This window comes from Actinomyces polynesiensis, assembly GCF_000820725.1.
Taxonomy (GTDB): domain Bacteria; phylum Actinomycetota; class Actinomycetes; order Actinomycetales; family Actinomycetaceae; genus Pauljensenia; species Pauljensenia polynesiensis.
This window is the reverse complement of sequence record NZ_CCXH01000094.1, coordinates 1-17,144: the sequence shown is the minus strand read 5'-3', so window position 1 is coordinate 17,144 and position 17,144 is coordinate 1. Positions and strand designations below refer to the sequence as shown.

The 17,144-nt window shown below is 69.9% G+C and carries 16 protein-coding genes and 2 tRNA genes; 14 read left to right on the top strand and 4 right to left on the bottom strand.

The features are described from left to right. Positions 1–49: 49 nt before the first annotated feature. The 5 genes from gyrA (at position 50) to TA90_RS03940 (ending at position 3,691) form a co-directional block, all read left to right on the top strand. Complete coding sequence (gyrA, locus tag TA90_RS03955) at positions 50–2,776, top strand: DNA gyrase subunit A (protein WP_074015276.1); 2,727 nt, start codon at positions 50–52, stop codon at positions 2,774–2,776. After that, positions 2,773–3,174: a DUF3566 domain-containing protein gene (locus TA90_RS03950; RefSeq protein ID WP_052450482.1), complete on the top strand. Its 402-nt coding sequence runs from the start codon at positions 2,773–2,775 to the stop codon at positions 3,172–3,174. The genes gyrA and TA90_RS03950 overlap by 4 nt, the downstream gene beginning before the upstream one ends. A 105-nt stretch (positions 3,175–3,279) precedes the next feature. Continuing rightward, a tRNA-Ile gene (locus tag TA90_RS03945) sits at positions 3,280–3,356 on the top strand. Between the two features lie 32 nt (positions 3,357–3,388). Continuing rightward, positions 3,389–3,526, top strand: a complete 138-nt coding sequence (locus tag TA90_RS14910) for a DLW-39 family protein (protein WP_187120088.1) — start codon at positions 3,389–3,391, stop codon at positions 3,524–3,526. A gap of 92 nt (positions 3,527–3,618) precedes the next feature. Beyond that, a tRNA-Ala gene (locus TA90_RS03940) sits at positions 3,619–3,691 on the top strand. Positions 3,692–3,791: 100 nt separating this feature from the next. Here the strand turns inward: TA90_RS03940 and TA90_RS03935 are convergent. Next, entirely contained in the window at positions 3,792–4,613 is an 822-nt protein-coding gene (locus TA90_RS03935; RefSeq protein ID WP_043534716.1) for a class I SAM-dependent methyltransferase, read from the bottom strand. A 49-nt stretch (positions 4,614–4,662) separates the two neighbouring features. Between TA90_RS03935 and TA90_RS03930 the strand changes: the two genes are divergently transcribed. Then, the gene (locus tag TA90_RS03930) at positions 4,663–5,268 is read left to right on the top strand and encodes a TetR/AcrR family transcriptional regulator (RefSeq protein ID WP_043534715.1); all 606 of its coding nucleotides are present in this window, start codon (positions 4,663–4,665) and stop codon (positions 5,266–5,268) included. Positions 5,269–5,301: 33 nt separating this feature from the next. On the opposite strand, the gene TA90_RS14905 is transcribed toward TA90_RS03930, so the two are convergent. Beyond that, on the bottom strand, positions 5,302–5,775 hold the full coding sequence (locus tag TA90_RS14905; protein WP_074015272.1) for an EamA family transporter: 474 nt from the start codon (positions 5,773–5,775) through the stop codon (positions 5,302–5,304). Between the two features lie 15 nt (positions 5,776–5,790). After that, positions 5,791–6,282 (bottom strand): EamA family transporter, encoded by a 492-nt coding sequence (locus TA90_RS14900; RefSeq protein WP_197067840.1) that lies wholly within the window; start codon positions 6,280–6,282, stop codon positions 5,791–5,793. A 70-nt stretch (positions 6,283–6,352) separates the two neighbouring features. On the opposite strand from TA90_RS14900, the gene TA90_RS03920 reads away from it, so the two are divergent. Next, positions 6,353–7,243: a LysR family transcriptional regulator gene (locus TA90_RS03920; protein WP_052450481.1), complete on the top strand. Its 891-nt coding sequence runs from the start codon at positions 6,353–6,355 to the stop codon at positions 7,241–7,243. Here the strand turns inward: TA90_RS03920 and TA90_RS03915 are convergent. Further along, positions 7,195–7,848: an iron chaperone gene (locus tag TA90_RS03915; protein WP_197067839.1), complete on the bottom strand. Its 654-nt coding sequence runs from the start codon at positions 7,846–7,848 to the stop codon at positions 7,195–7,197. The two genes, TA90_RS03920 and TA90_RS03915, sit on opposite strands and share 49 nt — an antisense overlap. Before the next feature lie 230 nt (positions 7,849–8,078). Here TA90_RS03915 and TA90_RS03910 point away from each other — a divergent pair, with 230 nt between their 5' ends. The 7 genes from TA90_RS03910 to TA90_RS03880 all read left to right on the top strand — a co-directional run bounded on the left by TA90_RS03910 (position 8,079) and on the right by TA90_RS03880 (position 17,001). After that, positions 8,079–9,206 (top strand): DNA adenine methylase, encoded by a 1,128-nt coding sequence (locus TA90_RS03910; protein WP_052450480.1) that lies wholly within the window; start codon positions 8,079–8,081, stop codon positions 9,204–9,206. 86 nt (positions 9,207–9,292) lie between these two features. Next, entirely contained in the window at positions 9,293–10,654 is a 1,362-nt protein-coding gene (locus TA90_RS03905) for a 3'-5' exonuclease (RefSeq protein ID WP_043534714.1), read from the top strand. A 122-nt stretch (positions 10,655–10,776) separates the two neighbouring features. Next, a complete protein-coding gene (locus TA90_RS03900) occupies positions 10,777–11,040 on the top strand; it encodes a GlsB/YeaQ/YmgE family stress response membrane protein (protein WP_043534747.1) in 264 nt (87 codons plus the stop codon). A 429-nt stretch (positions 11,041–11,469) separates the two neighbouring features. After that, positions 11,470–14,952, top strand: a complete 3,483-nt coding sequence (locus TA90_RS03895) for a hypothetical protein (protein ID WP_147513366.1) — start codon at positions 11,470–11,472, stop codon at positions 14,950–14,952. Between the two features lie 190 nt (positions 14,953–15,142). After that, positions 15,143–15,544, top strand: coding sequence for a thioredoxin family protein (locus tag TA90_RS03890; protein ID WP_043534712.1), 402 nt, complete (start codon positions 15,143–15,145; stop codon positions 15,542–15,544). After that, the gene (locus TA90_RS03885) at positions 15,541–16,125 is read left to right on the top strand and encodes a DUF4395 domain-containing protein (protein ID WP_082031397.1); all 585 of its coding nucleotides are present in this window, start codon (positions 15,541–15,543) and stop codon (positions 16,123–16,125) included. The genes TA90_RS03890 and TA90_RS03885 overlap by 4 nt, the downstream gene beginning before the upstream one ends. Positions 16,126–16,572: 447 nt before the next feature. After that, complete coding sequence (locus tag TA90_RS03880; protein ID WP_231550650.1) at positions 16,573–17,001, top strand: ArsR/SmtB family transcription factor; 429 nt, start codon at positions 16,573–16,575, stop codon at positions 16,999–17,001. Positions 17,002–17,144: the final 143 nt, after the last annotated feature.

Genomic DNA, 17,144 nt, shown 5'->3' with positions numbered 1-17,144 from the left:
CTCCCAGCCGGACGAGGCACGCACCACCCCCCAGGACGGCGACGCCGCCGTGACCCCCCAGGACACCGCGGTCTTCGACCCGCACGGGAGGGTCGACGCCGTCGACCTCGAGGGCGAGATGCAGAAGTCGTACCTCGCCTACGCGATGTCGGTGATCGTCGGGCGCGCCCTGCCCGACGTGCGCGACGGCCTCAAGCCCGTCCACCGCCGCATCCTCTACGCGATGTATGACGGCGGGTACCGCCCCACGGCGGGGTTCTACAAGTGCATGCGCGTCGTCGGGGACGTGCTGGCGCACTACCACCCCCACGGCGACGCCTCCGTCTACGACGCACTGGCGCGACTGGTCCAGCCCTGGTCGATGCGCTACCCGCTGATCGCGGGGCAGGGCAACTTCGGGTCGCCCGGCAACCTGGGCCCCGCCGCCCCCCGGTACACCGAGTGCCGGATGGCACCCCTCGCGCTGGAGATGGTCCGCGACATCGACGAGGACACCGTCGACTTCCAGGACAACTACGACGGCCGTTCCCAGGAGCCGGTCGTCCTGCCCTCCCGTTTCCCGAACCTGCTGGTCAACGGGTCCGAGGGGATCGCGGTCGGCATGGCGACCCGCATCCCCCCGCACAACCTGCGTGAGGTCGCCTCCGGCGTGCAGTGGGCACTCGAGCACCCCGAGGCCACCCGCGAGGAGCTCCTCGAGGCACTCATGGCCCGCATCAAGGGCCCCGACTTCCCCACGGGCGCCACCATCCTGGGGCGTCGCGGCATCGAGGACGCCTACCGCACGGGGCGCGGGTCCATCATCCAGCGCGCTGTGGTGGACGTGGAGGAGATCCACGGCCGCCAGTGCCTGGTGGTGAAGGAACTGCCCTACCAGGTCAATCCCGACAACCTCGTCGCCAAGATCGCGGACCTCGTCAAGACCGGGCAGATCACCGGGATCGCCGACATGCGCGACGAGACCTCGGGCCGCCACGGCCAGCGCCTCGTCATCGTGCTCAAGCGCGACGCCGTGGCGAAGGTCGTCCTCAACAACCTCTACAAGCGCACCCAGCTCCAGGACTCCTTCCCGGCCAACATGCTGGCGCTGGTGGACGGCGTCCCCCGCACGCTCAGCCTCGACGGGTTCGTGCGCTACTGGGTCCGCCACCAGATGGAGGTCATCGAGAGGCGCACCCAGTTCCGGCTGGTCAAGGCCAAGGAACGCCTCCACATCCTCGACGCCTACCTCAAGGCCCTGGAGGACCTGGACCGGGTCATCGCCCTGATCCGCCGCTCACCCACCGCCGATGCGGCCCGCACCGGCCTCATGGACCTCCTCCAGATCGACGAGGTCCAGGCCGACGCGATCCTCGCCCTGCAGCTGCGCCGCCTGGCCGCCCTGGAGCGCCAGAAGATCCTCGACGAGCACGAGGCCCTGCGCGCCCGCGTGGAGGACCTCGAGGACATCCTCGCAACCCCCCAGCGCCAGCGCGACATCATCTCCTCCGAACTCGCCCAGATCGTCGACAAGTTCGGCGACGAGCGCGTCACACGCATCCTGCCCTACGGCGGGGAGATGTCCATGGAGGACCTGATCCCCCAGGAGGACGTGGTCGTCACCATCACCCGCGACGGCTTCGCGAAGCGCACCCGCACCGACGCCTACCGCTCCCAGCGGCGTGGCGGCAAGGGTGTGCGCGGGACACAGCTGCGCGGGGACGACGTGGTCCAGCACTTCTTCGTCACCACCACCCACCACTGGCTGCTGTTCTTCACGAACCTCGGGCGCGTCTACCGCGCCAAGGCCTACGAGATCCCCGAGGGCGGCCGCGACGCCAAGGGTCAGCACGTCGCGAACCTCCTCGCCTTCCAGCCGGAGGAGACCATCGCCCAGGTGCTGGCCATCGAGGACTACGACCAGGCCGAGTACCTGGTGCTCGCCACCAAGTCCGGACTGGTGAAGAAGACCCGGCTGTCGGAGTACAACTCCCCGCGTTCGGGCGGGATCATCGCCATCAACCTGCGTGAGCAGGAGGACGGCACACCCGACGAGCTGGTCTCCGCCCAGATCGTCAACGCCGACGACGACCTGATCCTCGTCTCCCGGGAGGGACAGGCCTCCAGGTTCACCGCCTCCGACGAGCAGTTGCGTCCCATGGGGCGCTCCACCTCGGGGGTGAAGGGCATGCGCTTCCGCGGTCACGACGAGCTGCTGGGCATGGAGGTCGTGCGCGAGGGCGCGGACCTGCTCATCGTCACCGAGGGCGGCTACGCCAAGCGCACCCCGGTCGAGGAGTACCCGACCAAGGGCCGTGGGATCCTCGGTGTACGCGTGGGCAAGCTGGTCGAGGAGCGCGGCGCGCTGGTGGGTGCGCTCATCGTCGACCCCGACGAGGACGTCATGGTCATCACGGAGTCCGGCAAGCTCGTCCAGGTCAGTGCGGCGGACGTGCGTCCGACCGGACGCAACACGATGGGTGTGATCTTCGCCCGGCCCGACGAGCACGACCGCATCATCGCCATCACCCGCAACACCGAGCACGAACTGCCCGAGGAGAACGGCGAGGAGGGGGCAAGCGACCCCACGTCGACCACGACGGACACCCCGGCGGAGGCACCTGCCGCCGACGGCACCGCCGGGGCGCCCGCAGCGTCGCGGGAGGACGCGTCGCCCTCGTCCGTCCCGGGGACAACTGTGGACCCGGAGGGGACCACGGACGGTGGGGCGGCTGACGGGAGCACTCCTGACGCTGTAGCGTCGGGGCAGGACGGCGTCGAGGAGGGTGACGAATGAGTGCAAGCGTCGGGACGGAGATCGAGATCTCCGAGGACGCGCCGCGCCAGGTGAACCTGGTGGTCGCCCGGGTCGATCCGTGGACCGTGATGAAGGTCGGGTTCCTGCTCTCGGTGGCCATGGGGATCGCGACGGTCATCGCCACGATCGTCGTGTGGGCGATGCTGGACGGGATGCACGTCTTCTCCTCGATCGAGGACTTCCTCAACCAGATCAGTGCCACGAAGTTCGTGGCCCTGCTCGACTACGTCAAGCTGCCCAAGGTGGTGTCCTACGCGACGGTCTTCGCCGTCGCCAACGTCATCATCATGACGGCGATCTCCACGCTGGGGGCCCTGCTGTACAACGTCATCGCCTCCCTGGTGGGCGGTGTCCGGGTCTCCCTGATGGACGAGTGACCCACCGTTCCCCGCGGTGCTGGCCGGTGGTCCAGTTCACTGGACGCGGTTTTGTCGCCGGCGGGGGGCTCGGGTAGCATTGTCCGGTGCCCGCACGGGCACGGAGGGCCTATAGCTCAGTAGGTTAGAGCGCAGTCCTGATAAGACTGAGGTCGATGGTTCGAGTCCATCTAGGCCCACCATCCGCAGTCGGCGGAGATGTGGAGGACCCCCCGTGAAGAAGTGGATCACGACCCTTGCTGCCGTCGGCACCGCTGCGGCGATGGGGTTGGTCGTCCGTCAGGTCATGGAGGACCTGTCCACCAACGCCGACCTGTGGAGGTCCGTCACCGACGATCCCTCGGGGCTCTGACCCCGGAGGGCGCACGAGGGCGGGGTCGGAGTCGCCGGATCGGGAGGTCCGTGACACCGGCACACGTGCGGGGCTCGCGTCCCGTCACTCGAGGGGCCATGGCGCAATTGGTAGCGCACCTGCTTTGCAAGCAGGGGGTTACGGGTTCGAGTCCCGTTGGCTCCACAGTTCCGGACACGGTCGAACCCCTGACAAGGGCGTTCCCGCCCGGCACGAGGGCGAACGGCTCCGCGAGCCGGAGGGTTGCCTCCTCGTCCCCAACGGATCAGTCGGGCAGCCGTTCGGCCAGCGCCGCAACCGTCGTGTGGTCGATCAGCAGTGTCCCGCCAACGGCATCGATCGCCGTCCCCATCCCTCGCAGGAGCGTGTCGAGCTTGTCCTGCGGAAGACGGTTGATGCCGCCCGAGGTCGAGGCCCGCTCAAGCCAGGCATCACGCCCGATGGTCGACTGCCACGCGAAGGCCAGACGCTCGACCGGCCCGAATGCGCCGGTCGCACGCAGACCGGCGCCGGCACGGTCGATGATCGAACCGTAGGGGTCGGCGCGTGGCGCGGCAGCCCAGGGATTGAACGGGAGACCCGTGTCCAGGGAGGCGAAGACCTCGGCGAACTCGGCAGCCAGTTCTGGCGATGGGAGTCCCAGGTTCCAGAAGAGCGCGATCTGACCGCTCGGGCGCAGGACGCTCGCGGCCTTCGACGCCCCTGCGTCCGGGTCGATCCAATGCCAGGTCTGCCCGGCGATCACGCCGTCGAAGGTCCGACCGGCCGGGTCCCAGTCCTCGAACCGTCCTGTCTCGACCGAGAAGTCCTTGGCGCGCGCAAGCGCCGCCATGTCCGGATCGGGCTCGACGCCGAGCACGGAGAGTCCGCGTTGGCGCAACGGCTCGGAGGAGATGCCGGTGCCGATTCCCACGTCGAGGACCGTGGGACCCGGCAGTCGATCGCCGATGGCGCCGATGAGTGGGGCGGGGTACCGGGGCCGCGCGCGATCGTACTTGTCGGCATCCGATCCGAATGACTCAGCGAGTTCGCGGTGGTTGTGCGGGGCGTCGTCCGCCGGAGGAGTCCCAGGAGGTAGAGTGACCATGCGCCCACTCTAAGTGGGCGGGTGCCCATTCACAAGCGGACGGAGTGCGATGCCTACCGGAGTGGCGCTGCGCGATGCGCGTTCCCGTCTTCTCGCCGCTGGGGAGCGGGTGCTGCTCCGCGACGGACCAGAAGGTCTCACGAGCCGGACCGTGACCGAGGAGGCCGGTGTCGCCAAAGGCGTTCTGCACCGGCACTTCGCCGACTTCGATGACTTCCTCGCGACACTCGTTCGCGAGCGAATCGCTGCTGTCGACGCGATGTCGGTCGACCTGGGCGACCGAGCTGGCAGACGGACCGTGATCGAGAACCTCTCGACGGCGCTCGTTCGGTTGTTCGACCCGCTGGGGCTGGCAGTCGTCCGACTCGTGCTCTCCCGCGACGGGCTTCGCGCGCGGCTCCGGACAGGGGCTCGTCAAGGAGTTCCGATGCTCACCGAGGCGGCCGGCGGCCTGACGGAGTACTTGGTTGCCGAACAGCGGCTCGGCCGCATCCGTGCCGACGCCACCCCCGCTGTACTGGCCAACGCGCTCATCGGTACGGGGCATCTGCTCTTCGCGGCCGAACTCGGTGGTCCGCCGGACGAGTCCGCCGTCCACGAGGTCGTCGAGGGGATCATCGTCGGCGCCGAGCCCGGCGTCACCGAGCGTCGGTGACAGGACTGTCTGCTTCGCAGAGATCCTGACGCTTCAGCTGTCTGGCGCGGCAGCACGCCACTGCCCAGCGCGCTGTGGGCGGTGGACACCGCGTCCGCGTGCGGGCGGCAGCACGCGGGTGCCCGAGGGGATCCCGGTGACACGGTCCCCACTCCGACCGGGCAGGAGTGTGACGACGAGGTTGCTGGTGACGATGACGGCGATGCCGACCCACTCGTTGACGGCGAGTGCCTCTCCCAGGATGAGACAGCCGATGAGGGCCGCATGTACGGGGTTGGTACTCATGACGACGCTGAACAGGGAGGCGGGCACCCGGCGCAGTGTGACCAGGTCGGCCAGGTAGGGCACCGCCGAGGAGAGCACCCCGCAGGCCACGGCCAGCAGGAGCGCCCCCGGGGTCGGGGGTCGGAGGAGGAAGGTCACAGCGGCGACCGGCGCCCAGATGAGGGCCGAGACGCCCGCGGCGGCCGAGGTACCGCGCCCCCCGGGGATGCGGGCACCGACCACCTGATTGAGCAGGATTTAGGCGGCCCAGGCAGCGGCGGCGGCGAGTCCCAGGCCGATCCCGAGGAAGTCGCTGGACGGCTTCGGGGCGGTGATGAGGACGACGCCGACTGCCGCCATGAGTCCACAGACCGCGTCGGGTCGCCGCCTCGAGGTGGCGAGAGCCAGGGTGAGGGGCCCGAGGAACTCAAGGGTGACGGCCAGGGCGAGGCCGAGCCGGTCGATGGCGGAGTACAGGGCGATGTTCATGACCCCGAAGACCACTCCCAGTAGCAGGATCGGCCACCATTGGCGCCGCGTGAGGGTGCGGAGACGTGGACGGGCGATCGGGACCAGCACGGCGGCGGCGACGAGCTGGCGCACCGAGACGACACCGAGTGGTCCGAGGGCAGGGAAGGCGAGTGAACCGAGGCCGGCCCCGACCTGGTTGGACAGCGTGCTGAGGAGCATCGTGGCGACCCCGAGGACCCGCTGCCGCGCAGCAGGTGCAGATGTTTCCGTCTTCTCCATGGACAGCAACGTATGGACACGGGAACCATCCACAAAATGCAAAGCACCAGCAGTGCCATACGCTTGGCGCATGGCAGTCGAGCTCGCTCACCTCCGTGCCCTGGTCGCCGTCGTGGACGCAGGCACGTTCACGGACGCGGCCATCGACCTCGGGGTCTCCCAGGCCGCCGTCTCCCGGACGCTCAAGGCCCTGGAGAACGACCTCGGTGTCACCCTGATCCGTCGCGGGCCCCGGCACAGCGTCCCGACCCCGGTCGGCCTGGCGGTCACCGACCAGGCCCGACGGGTGCTCGTGGAGGCCGACAGGATCGCCGACGTGGCCGGCTCGGGGCGTACCAGCCTCCGGCTCGGCTATGCGTGGGCCGCCCTCGGCAGCCACACCGTCGCCCTGCAACGTCGATGGGTGAGCACCCATCCCGGAACACGTCTCGCGCTCGTCCGCGCGAACACGACCACCTCCGGCCTCGCCGAGGGCCACTGCGACGCGGCCGTCGTGCGCACCCCCGTCGACTCCGACCGGTTCGCCTCCGTCGTCGTGGGCCTGGAGCGACGCCTCGTCGCATTTGCCACCGATGACCCCTGGAGGAGTCGGCGCAGCCTGCGCATGGCCGAGGTCGCCGGGCGCACCGTTCTCATCGACGCCCGCACCGGCACCACCCACCTCGATCTCTGGCCAGCGGGTCAGGGACCCCACTCCGTCGTGCACACCGGCGACGTCGACGAATGGCTGGACGCGATCGCCGCCGGCGAGGGTGTCGGGACCACCGCGGAGGCCACCCGTGCCCACTATCCCCGACCCGGCGTCACCTACCGGCTCATCGCGGACGGGCCCCGAATCCCCGTCTCCATCGCCTGGCGCAGGGACGACCCGCCACCGCTCGTCCACAGCCTCATCGACCTCGTCACCGAGCTCTACCGGAGTGGTCCCCCCATGAGCTCGACCCCCCACCCGGGACCATGACACTGACAGGAATCCTCGCCGCGGGCCGCACGTGGGACCGAGGTGGGCCGCGACGGGGTGTCCAGCCGCTCGGCCCCGTCGGAGATGCGCCGCGTGACGGCGCCAGCATGCTCGCGGCGGTCGACCCGTTCGGTCAGGGCCCCGACGACCGCCGGGGATGGCCTCAGCCCACGGCCCTCTCCAGGAGCTCCACGATGCGCTCCTCCTCGGCCGGCCCGATGTGCAGGAGGGCGAAGGAGGTCGCCCACATGTCGCCCTCGTCGAGATGGGCCGCGCCCTACGAAACCGAAGGTCGCGTAGCGCGCGCCGAACTTCGATGCCGCCTGGAAGAAGCAGACGACCTTCCCGTCGCGGGTGTACGCGGGCATGCCGTACCAGGTCTTCGTGCCGAGGTCCGGGGCGTGCTCCTTGACGAGTGCGTGGATCCTCTCCGCCATGGCCCGGTCGTCCTCGGGCATCTCCGCGATCTTCTCGAGCACGGCGACCTCGGGGTCGACCTTGGCCCGGCCCTTCCCGGGCCGCGCCGCCTTGAGCTCCTTCGCGCGTTCCTTCATCGCGGCGCGTTCCCCCGCGGTGAACTCGGTGGGTTCGTCCTGGGTGGTCATCAGTGGTCTCCTCCGCGGATGGGTGGACCGGGCCCGGCGTCGGTGCCGGTCCGGAGGTCGGTGTCCACGCTAGGGGACAGTGTGCGCCAGCGCGCGCGGAGGGACCGGTGCGGTCAGTGGTCGCTCCCGCCCTCGTCGCGTCGGGGTGGTCACGGGGTGTGGGGAGCACCGTGTCCCACTGACCGCCGGACGGACCTCCCCCGGGGGTGGGGCGCACCTAGACTTCCCACGTGATCAAGTACCTGGGGTCGAAGAGGACACTGGTCCCCGCCCTGGGGAGGATCGCCACGGCCACCGGGGCCACCACGGCCGTGGACCTCTTCACGGGTACCACCCGGGTGGCGCAGGAGTTCAAGAGGCGTGGTCTGCACGTCACCGCCTGCGACATCGCGACCTACTCCGAGGTCCTGGCCCAGTGCTACGTCGCCACCGATGCCCGTGATGTCGACCGGGAAGAGGTCGGGGACGCCCTCGCACGCCTGTCCGCACTGCCGGGACGGCGGGGCTACTTCACCCGGACCTTCTGCGAGGACGCCCGCTACATCCAGCCCGCCAACGGTCGGCGCATCGACGCGATCCGTGACGTGCTGGAGGCGGAGTACCGGGACTCCCCCCTGTTCCCCGTCCTCCTGACCAGCCTCGTCGAGGCGGCGGACCGCGTGGACTCCACCACCGGCATGCAGATGGCCTACCTCAAGACCTGGTCCCCGCGGTCCCACAACGCCCTCGAGCTGCGTGCCCCCCACCTCCTCGAGGGCCCCGGTCGGGCGGTTCGAGGGGACGCCGTGGAGCTCGTGGGATCCCTGCCCACCGTGGACCTGATGTACCTGGACCCTCCCTACAACCAGCACCGGTACTTCACGAACTACCACGTCTGGGAGACGCTGGTGCGGTGGGACGCCCCCGAACACTACGGGGTCGCGAACAAGCGTGTGGACAGCCGGGACGAGTCCACGAAGTCGGTCTTCAACCGCAAGCGCGAGATGCCGGTCGCGCTCGCGGGGATCATTGCCTGCGCCCGCGCGGAGGTCCTGGTCGTCTCCTACAACGACGAGTCCTGGGTCAGTCCCGGAGACATGGTGCACTCGCTGCGGACCGCGGGGTACGAGGACGTACGGGTGCTGGCCTTCGACTCCAAGCGCTACGTCGGCGCCCAGATCGGGATCTTCAACGCCTCGGGCGAGAAGGTCGGTCGCGTCTCGCACCTGCGCAACACGGAGTACCTCTTCGTGGCGGGTCCGACCGAGCGCGTCGGGTCCGCGGCGGGGGCGGCGACGGCGGGGGTGGTGCCAGGTGCGGACCTCCCCGGGTCCCTCGGGTCCGTGTCCGCCCCACCACGCGCCCGTCCCCGGGATTGACGCCCGGTACCGCGCCGGAATGGACCGTCCCCGGACGCGGACGACGTGGGAACCTGGACGGACACATGCGCAACGGGAGGGTACCCATGCGGGGATACGCGGTCTTCGACCTGGAGACGACCGGTTTCAGCCCGAGGTCCGACCGGATCGTGGAGGTCGGTGTCGTGGCACTGCACCCTGACGGTTCGGTCGAGGACGAGTGGGAGACGCTCGTCAATCCGGGCCGTGACGTGGGTGCGACCCGCGTCCACGGCATCACTGCCTCCGACGTCCTGGGGGCACCCCGTTTCCGGGACGTCGCCGAGGACCTGGAGGAGGTCCTGGAGGGGCGGGCCCTGGTCGCGCACAACGCCTCCTTCGACGTCCGTTTCCTCACCTCGGAGATGGTCCGCGCCGGACGCCTGGCCACTGGCGCGGTGCCGCCGTCGGTGTGCACCATGAGGAACGCCCGCCGCTTCCTGTCGGTACCGAGCGTCGGGCTCGCGGACTGCTGCGCCGCGGCGGGTGTCGACCTCCGCAACGCGCACTCCGCGCTGGGCGACGCCAGGGCCACCGCAGAGCTCTTCGGGTACTACCTGACGAGGGCGGGTGGGTCCCTCCCCTGGGCTGATGTACTGGGGGAGGTCGACGGTTTCTGCGGGTGGGCGCCCCACGGGCACGGTTCACCCCTGGACCCCGGCACGGAACGTCCCCGTGGTGGTCCCCGTCGCGCACGGTGGACGCGTGCGGACGGAGCCGCTGCGCGTGGGGCCGGCTCGCGGTGGATGACCCGGGCGGTGGGCACGAGGGACACCGCGGACGGCGCCGACGCCGAGGAGTACTTCGCCCTGGTGGACAGGGCGCTCCTGGACCGGTGTCTCAGCCAGTCCGAGCAGGCGGAACTGCTGGGCTTCGCGGCGCGCTCGGGGTTGTCGGAGCAGGGGCTCCTCGACCTGCACGTGCGCTACCTGGGTGAACTGGCCCGTGCGGCATGGGAGGACGGTGTCCTGGAGGACTCCGAGGTCGAGGAGTTCACGGCCGTGGCACGGCTGCTCGGCGTCCCCGCCGGAATCGCGTCCGGGACCCTGCGCTCCGTCGGCACGGAGACGGGACGGGGAGCCACTCCCGAGGGTGGGGTGGGCCGCGTGGCGGGCGACGGACGGATGGGGGGCTCCCCGGGCTCCCCGAGGCCGTGCAGGGCGGGTCGCGGGTTGGTGCTCGACGCGGGAGACCGCGTGGTGGTGACCAGCCCGCGCCTGCTCTCCCGGGAGGAGTGGGAGCGGCGGATCCTCGGGGCCGGTCTCGAACCAGGTGGGATTCGTCGGTCCGCCAAGGTGCTGGTGGCGGGAGATCCGGACTCGATGTCGGGAAAGGCCCGGAAGGCCCGGGAGTACGGGATCCCGATCATCACGGAGGAGGCGATGGTCAGGCTCCTCGATGAGCGCGTGACCGGTGCGGAGGTCCGCTGAGACCCGGCTGTCGGACGGTGCGCGGAGCAGGTGCCCGCACGCCAGCGGATGCGACCCCCGGGAGGGTGTGTGAGGGTTGGGGTGTTGATGCTTCCCATCGACATCAAGAGAGGATGGACATCATGGGATTCTTGGGATTCCTTCTACTGGGCCTGATCGCAGGGGCGATCGCGAAGGCCATCATTCCCGGTGACCAGCCGGGTGGTTGGTTCGCGACGCTCATCCTGGGCGTCATCGGTGCCATGGTCGGCGGCTGGCTCGGCGGCCTGATCTTCAAGGTCGACGTCATGCAGGACTTCTGGTCCCTCAGCGCCTGGATCATGGCGATCGTCGGTTCGATCATCGTCCTGCTCATCTACGGGGCGCTCACCGGCCGGAAGCGCTGACACCGCACACGTCATCGGACTGTCGGTGTTGTCGCAGCTCGCGACGGGTACCGACGTACCCGCTGACCATCGGAGCCCCGACCCATCCGGGTCGGGGCTCCTCCGTGTCCACCCACGTCCGTCAGGTGGTGGTCCGGGCGGCGGGCCGCAGGGACCGTGCCGGGGGGGTGGGCGCCCGGGGGGAGCCCCCGGGTCGGGGTGTGGGTGGCTCCCGGCCCCGGTGCGTGGCGGACATGCGGGTCCGGGGCGTCACACCGAGCGAGGTGCATGGGCTAGACTCTCAGGAAGCGAAGCGTTTCGGTAACAGGTGGACCATGCAGGACCAAGGCTGTTCAGGCACCTCTGTCGATGGCTGACGGCGCCGTCGGGACCTTCGCAGAGCCGGGTGACCGTCCCGGCTCCCGTCCCATCGAAGGAGATGTCGAGCTGATGAGACTGTCTCGTCACGCAGTTGTCGTCCCCGCAGTCCTCGCCCTCGTGGCGGGCGCGGTCGGGGTCCCGGCAGCGGCACGAGCTGCTGAGGCACCGCAGACCGGTGGCGGGGCGACCAACGCCTCACTGTCGGACTCCAGCGCCACCCAGCAGCGCTGGTTGTCGGTACCCGGGTCGAGGGTCGTCCTCAACCCCTACACCTCCGGTGCCAGCACCGAGCTGAAGGGGAGTTCAGGGACCGACCTGCCCCTGTCCACCGGGTTCTATGCCTGGGACAATGCGGTGTCGACCGCGGATGTGCTCACGACCTACCTGCGGCCCGCCGAGGGCGAGGGATCCACTGCGGATCCCGGCAGCGACAAGGTCCTGTGGAACCAGGTCTTCGACTCCTCCGCCTCGGTGTGGAACACGCTCAGCGGCGCGACGGCGACCGTCGGTCAGGACGGGATGACCGTGCGCGTCCTGGACGGGAAGAACTGGTCGGCCGCCTACTCGGACCCCATCACCATCAACCCCGCGACGAACCCGAAGCTGGAGATCGTCGTCCCCTCCGTGACGGGGAAGTGGGCCATCAAGCTCAACACCGCCGACGGCAACGGCGACGACGCCCAGACGGCGGTCGTCGCCGACACCTCCTCCACAGGGGAGTCCGTGCAGACCTTCGACCTGGCTGCGGCGATGCAGGCGAACAAGATCTCCGCGAGCACCCCCTTCCGCATCAAGCTGTGGGCCTCCAACGGTGGGTCAGGTCCGGCGCCGTCGGTCACCGTGAAGTCGATGTCGATCAGGACGGACTCCGGAACCGCGGTGGCCTGGAGCGACGACTTCGAGACGACGGCCGGGTGGACCCCCCAGAACTCGGACATCTCCCTGACGGCCGCAGACGGGGCCGCCACCCTCGCGCTGTCATCGAAGGCGGGGGAGAACTACCGCTACGTGCAGTCCAAGGCGATCACGGCCGACCTGGGTGCCACCCCCTACCTGTCGGTCCACGTCGACTCGATGACAGGTGGTCAGTGGGCGCTCAAGGTCAATGACGGCAGTGGGGACAAGGAGGTGCGGCACGACACCACCGACACCGGTGAGCTGGTGTTCGACCTCCAGAAGATCACGGGCTGGACCGGGACCAAGACGTTCTCGATCAAGGTGTTCCAGATCGGGAAGGGCACCTCGACCACCTTCGGACGGATGTCGGTCCACGCCTCGTCCTCGGCCGCGGTGCTCTCCCAGGCCGACTCGGTGGACTACTCCTGGACCCCGGCCTCCCTGTCGATGACCGGGCACTACAGCTCGGGCACGATCAGCACCGAGGAGTACTTCGACTCCACCGATGTCGATGCCTTCGTGCGTTCCATCGATCCCGAGGGGCTTCCCGAGGGATCCGTTCCCGTCGTCGGCGGAGCCTTCGAGGGGTCCGGCACGACCTACGACTCCACCTCGAACACGATCACCATCGTGGGTGAGCACGCCACACGGACGATCGCCCTGCCCGAGGGGTCCGTGCCCACCTTCTACAGCTCCCAGGCAGCTGCGGAGCGGGACATGGGGGCCTCGGCCACCCCGACCACCACCTCCGGTTTCTGGACCGCGGACCTGTCCGCGGATGCCGAATCTGTCGTGGGCGTCGGCTGGGCGATCAACGCCAAGTCCGGGAACGCGCTGTCCCCGTCCGACGCGGACGGGCCGTCCAACTCGCGTGCCGGAGCACTCGGCGCGGCCTCGCGCGCCGCGGGCTCACTCGGTCACTGGCAGTCCTTCTGGGACGGCTACGTCTCCAGTGTCCCCGCGGTCGAGGACTACTCGATCCAGCGGGTGGCCGACGGAGGAGTGACTGCCGACCAGATGAAGTCGTTCTACTACAAGGCATGGGTCAACCTGGAGATGAACGTCCTCCCGGCCACACCCGAGACCGGCAACCAGTACCTGCAGCTGGGCACGGGCAAGCCCTCGCTGTGGATGCACGGGACCCCTGGCACCAGGAACGTGGCCAGCTGGGACTCCCTGCTGGGCATGCAACAGCTCGTCTACACCGATCCGGACGCCTCCTGGGACTCCTTCATCGGCATGATGGAGTCGGTCTCCATGACCGGCGCAGAGCCGACCGACACCAACGGTGTGGGGACGGACTCGAGCCCGGTGATCGGCGCCCTCAAGGGGGAGTCGCTCCCGTCCCGCAAGGCCCAGACGGCCTGGATCCTCTACTCGGTGACGGGTGACAAGGACAAGCTGGCCTCGATCTACGACAACCTCCGGGCCAACCTCATCTGGGCGAGCCACAACATGCGGTGGATCTACGGTTCGAACAACTACACGGATGAGCGTGACGCGGAGTTCGTCGCCTCCCTGATCTACGACCTCAACTTCGGGTCCCGCATCGCGGAGCTGCTCGGCCACGAGGACGACGCCACCACCTTCACGACGATGATCACGGACCTGACCAAGGACTACGAGGACTGGTTCTTCCCGACCACGCAGAACAGCGAGGGAACTGTCTTCCCGACCGTGCAGAAGGTCTTCCTCGACACCTCACGGACCTCGAGCCCGTGGTCGGACCCGACCGAGGGGCCCGACTACCGCGATCAGGAGGGGCGCTGGGTCAAGGCCGGATGGTCCTTCTACACGACGACCGCACTGATCGCCGACCAGCTGGACGACGAGTACCGCCAGAAGGTCATGGAGCGGTACATGCGCGACTACGACGACACCGAGCAGCTGGCGGGCCTCGGACACTTCGCGGTGAAGGCACCGGACATGCAGCTCACCACCTACGGACTCCTGGACGGTGAGGCGATCGGCGGAGCAGCGACCGGTGCCAGCACCTCGACGGACTCCTACTCGGTGGCACAGCTGCGCGACATGGCCACGGTCATCGTCAACTCCTTCAACAGGGACATGGTGAAGTCCGGCTGGTTCGCAGAGGTGTACAACTCCACCGGCGACCACAAGGCGGGCGGCACGCCGAACGCCAGCGGTGTCCGGCCCTCGTTGTTCGGGATCTCGAACTACATCGACAACATCTGGATCGCGAATGGCTACCGGGTCGATGAGGGCACCCCGACGGTGGTGCGCCTCGATGGTGCCACGGGCGGTGTCACTGGCCTGAAGTACCTCGGCAGGTCCCTCGACGTCGACATCGACGGGACCTCCGTCAAGCTCTCCGGCGATGCGGTGGGCGAGGGTGGCCTGACCGACAGCGTCGACATCCCCGTCGCGGGCTCCTCGGTCCTGGTGCCCGCATGGTCGGAGGACAACGGCGGCACCGACAACGGTGGGTCCGACAATGGTGGGTCCGACAACGGCGGGTCGACGAACGGTGGAGACTCCTCCGCCACCCAGGGGTCTTCAGCCTCGGGGTCTGACCAGTCGGAGTCCACGGGCCTGGCCCACACGGGTCTGTCCACCGCAGTCCTGGTTGCACTGGGCCTTCTCGCCGCCGGTGGGACGGGTCTGACGCTCGCCTCACGCAGGCGTCGCGGCTGAGTCGGGGCTCTCGGCCGAGGAGCAGGGGCGGGGCAGTGTCCGGAACGAAACGGGCACTGCCCCGCCCCGCTGTGTGCCGACCTCGCTCGCACCGGGTCCCCTCGGATGCCTTCCCAGAGGATCTTTCACAATCATCCGGTGCGCAGGACTGGGGTCGCGCACGTGTGCGAACGCCCGTAGCGTCACCACCATGACGCTGGCGGTCCTTGCGGGCCTGGTCCTGGTGGGCGTGCTCATCGGGGTGGTCCTCCGTGTCCGTCAGGGGCGGGTGCGCCACGCGGAGGGAGCCGCGGTCGACCTCGTTGAGCCCGACTCCCGCCTGACCGTCCTCCAACTGTCCACGCCCATGTGCACGCGTTGCCCCGGGACTGCGCGCCTCGTGCGCGGGGTGGTCGACCAGCGTCCCGGTGCCCACCACCGCGAGATCGACCTGGTCGACCGCCCCGACATCGCCGACCGCTTCCACGTCGCGAGCACGCCGACCCTGCTGCTGGTCGACGGGTCGGGCCGGGTCCGGCGACGCATCGTCGGCGCACCCTCGCGGGACGACCTCACCCACGCCATCGACGAGCTCCTGGAGGTGCCAGCATGACCACTTCACCCGACAGTTCCCCGTCCTCGTCGACGGGTGGTGCCCGGGCTGTGGGGCGGACCTCGCCCCCCGACGCGCATGCCCCGCTCCCCGCGGGGGGACCCAACGGCGCCGGAATACGCCCGACCCGGGTCGACCCCCGTGGTCCGCGCTTCGGTGCCGCGATCACCTCGGTGCTGCTGTTGGTGACCATTGCCCTGGACCTGCAGGGGGCCCGCACTGCGGCCCTCGTCCTGCTCGCGGTGCTGGTCGTGCTCTTCGCCTGGGGTGCCTTCGCCGGGGTGGGACGTCATCCCTGGGGTCTGCTCTTCCAACGCCTGGTGCGCCCGCGTCTGTCCCCGCCCGACGAGCTCGAGGACGCGGCTCCGCCGACCTTCGCCCAGGGGGTGGGCCTCCTGGTGACCGGGGTCGGATTGGCGCTCGCGCTGGTGGGGGTGCCCCACGCCGTCGTGGTCTCGGCCGCGATCGCCTTCCTTGCGGCGTTCCTCAACGCTGCCTTCGGGTTGTGCCTCGGCTGCCAGCTCCACGTCCTCCTGCTGCGGGCCGGGCTCGTGGGTCGGGGGAGGGCATCGGCGGGCTGAGGGGAGGCATCACCCCCTGGACGACGACGCCGCCCCACCGGGGATGGGTCCGGTGGGGCGGCGTGGTCAGTGCCCGGTCGGGACCGGGGACCGTCGGTGGATCAGTTGGTGGCTGCGTGGTCCTTGGACCAGGCGGCGACGGCCCTCGACGACCCCGCGGATCCGGGTTCCCGACGACCGGGTTCCCGACGATCGGGCCCCCGACGACCGGGCCCGTGCCCGGCGGGCCGGTGGGGGCCGGACCCCCTCCCCGGGCACGGGGGCGCCACGTCACTCCGGTGGGACCACCGCCCACCTCCCGGCAGGGGACGAAAGGGCTTCCTCCGACTGAGGCAAGGCTTCTGTTATCTGCACATGGATGCAGACATGCAGGTGAGCGCTCCGGGTCCCGGCCCCCGGCGGTCGGCGCCCGTGGGGGCCCGCCTCGTTCGCGGCGCCGGACCTTCCGTGCCCAGCGCTGGACCCTCCGCTCCCGGCACGGACCTCCCCGACCCGGGCGCAGACGTCCTGGCCCCGGGCACCGCCGACGACGAGCACGTCGCCCTGGCCACCGAGGTGTTCTCGCTGCTCTCCGACGAGACGCGGGTCCGGCTGATCCTGGCACTGGAGGACGGGGAGCTGCCCGTCGGCGTGCTCGCCAGCCGGGTGGGCCGACCGCCCACGGCGGTGTCGCAGCACCTGGCGAAGCTGCGCTGGGCGCGCGTGGTGGCGACCCGGCAGGAGGGCACCCGCGTCTACTACCGCCTCGTCGACGAGCACGCACGCACCCTCATCCACCAGGCCCTCTTCCAGGCCGAGCACATGGTCGACGAGGTCCCCGCCCACCACCGGGCCGTGGCACGCACCGCGGCAACGGCGGAGGGGGCGGCCTCGTGAGCACCCCACCGGCACCCGGGCAGTCCCCCGACCCCGGGCAGTCCCCCGACCCCGTGGAGGCTCCCGACCACGTGCAGCCGACGACCCCGACCGGCCCGGCCCCCGCATCCCCGCTGCCCGCGACCGCCACGACGACGCAGGAC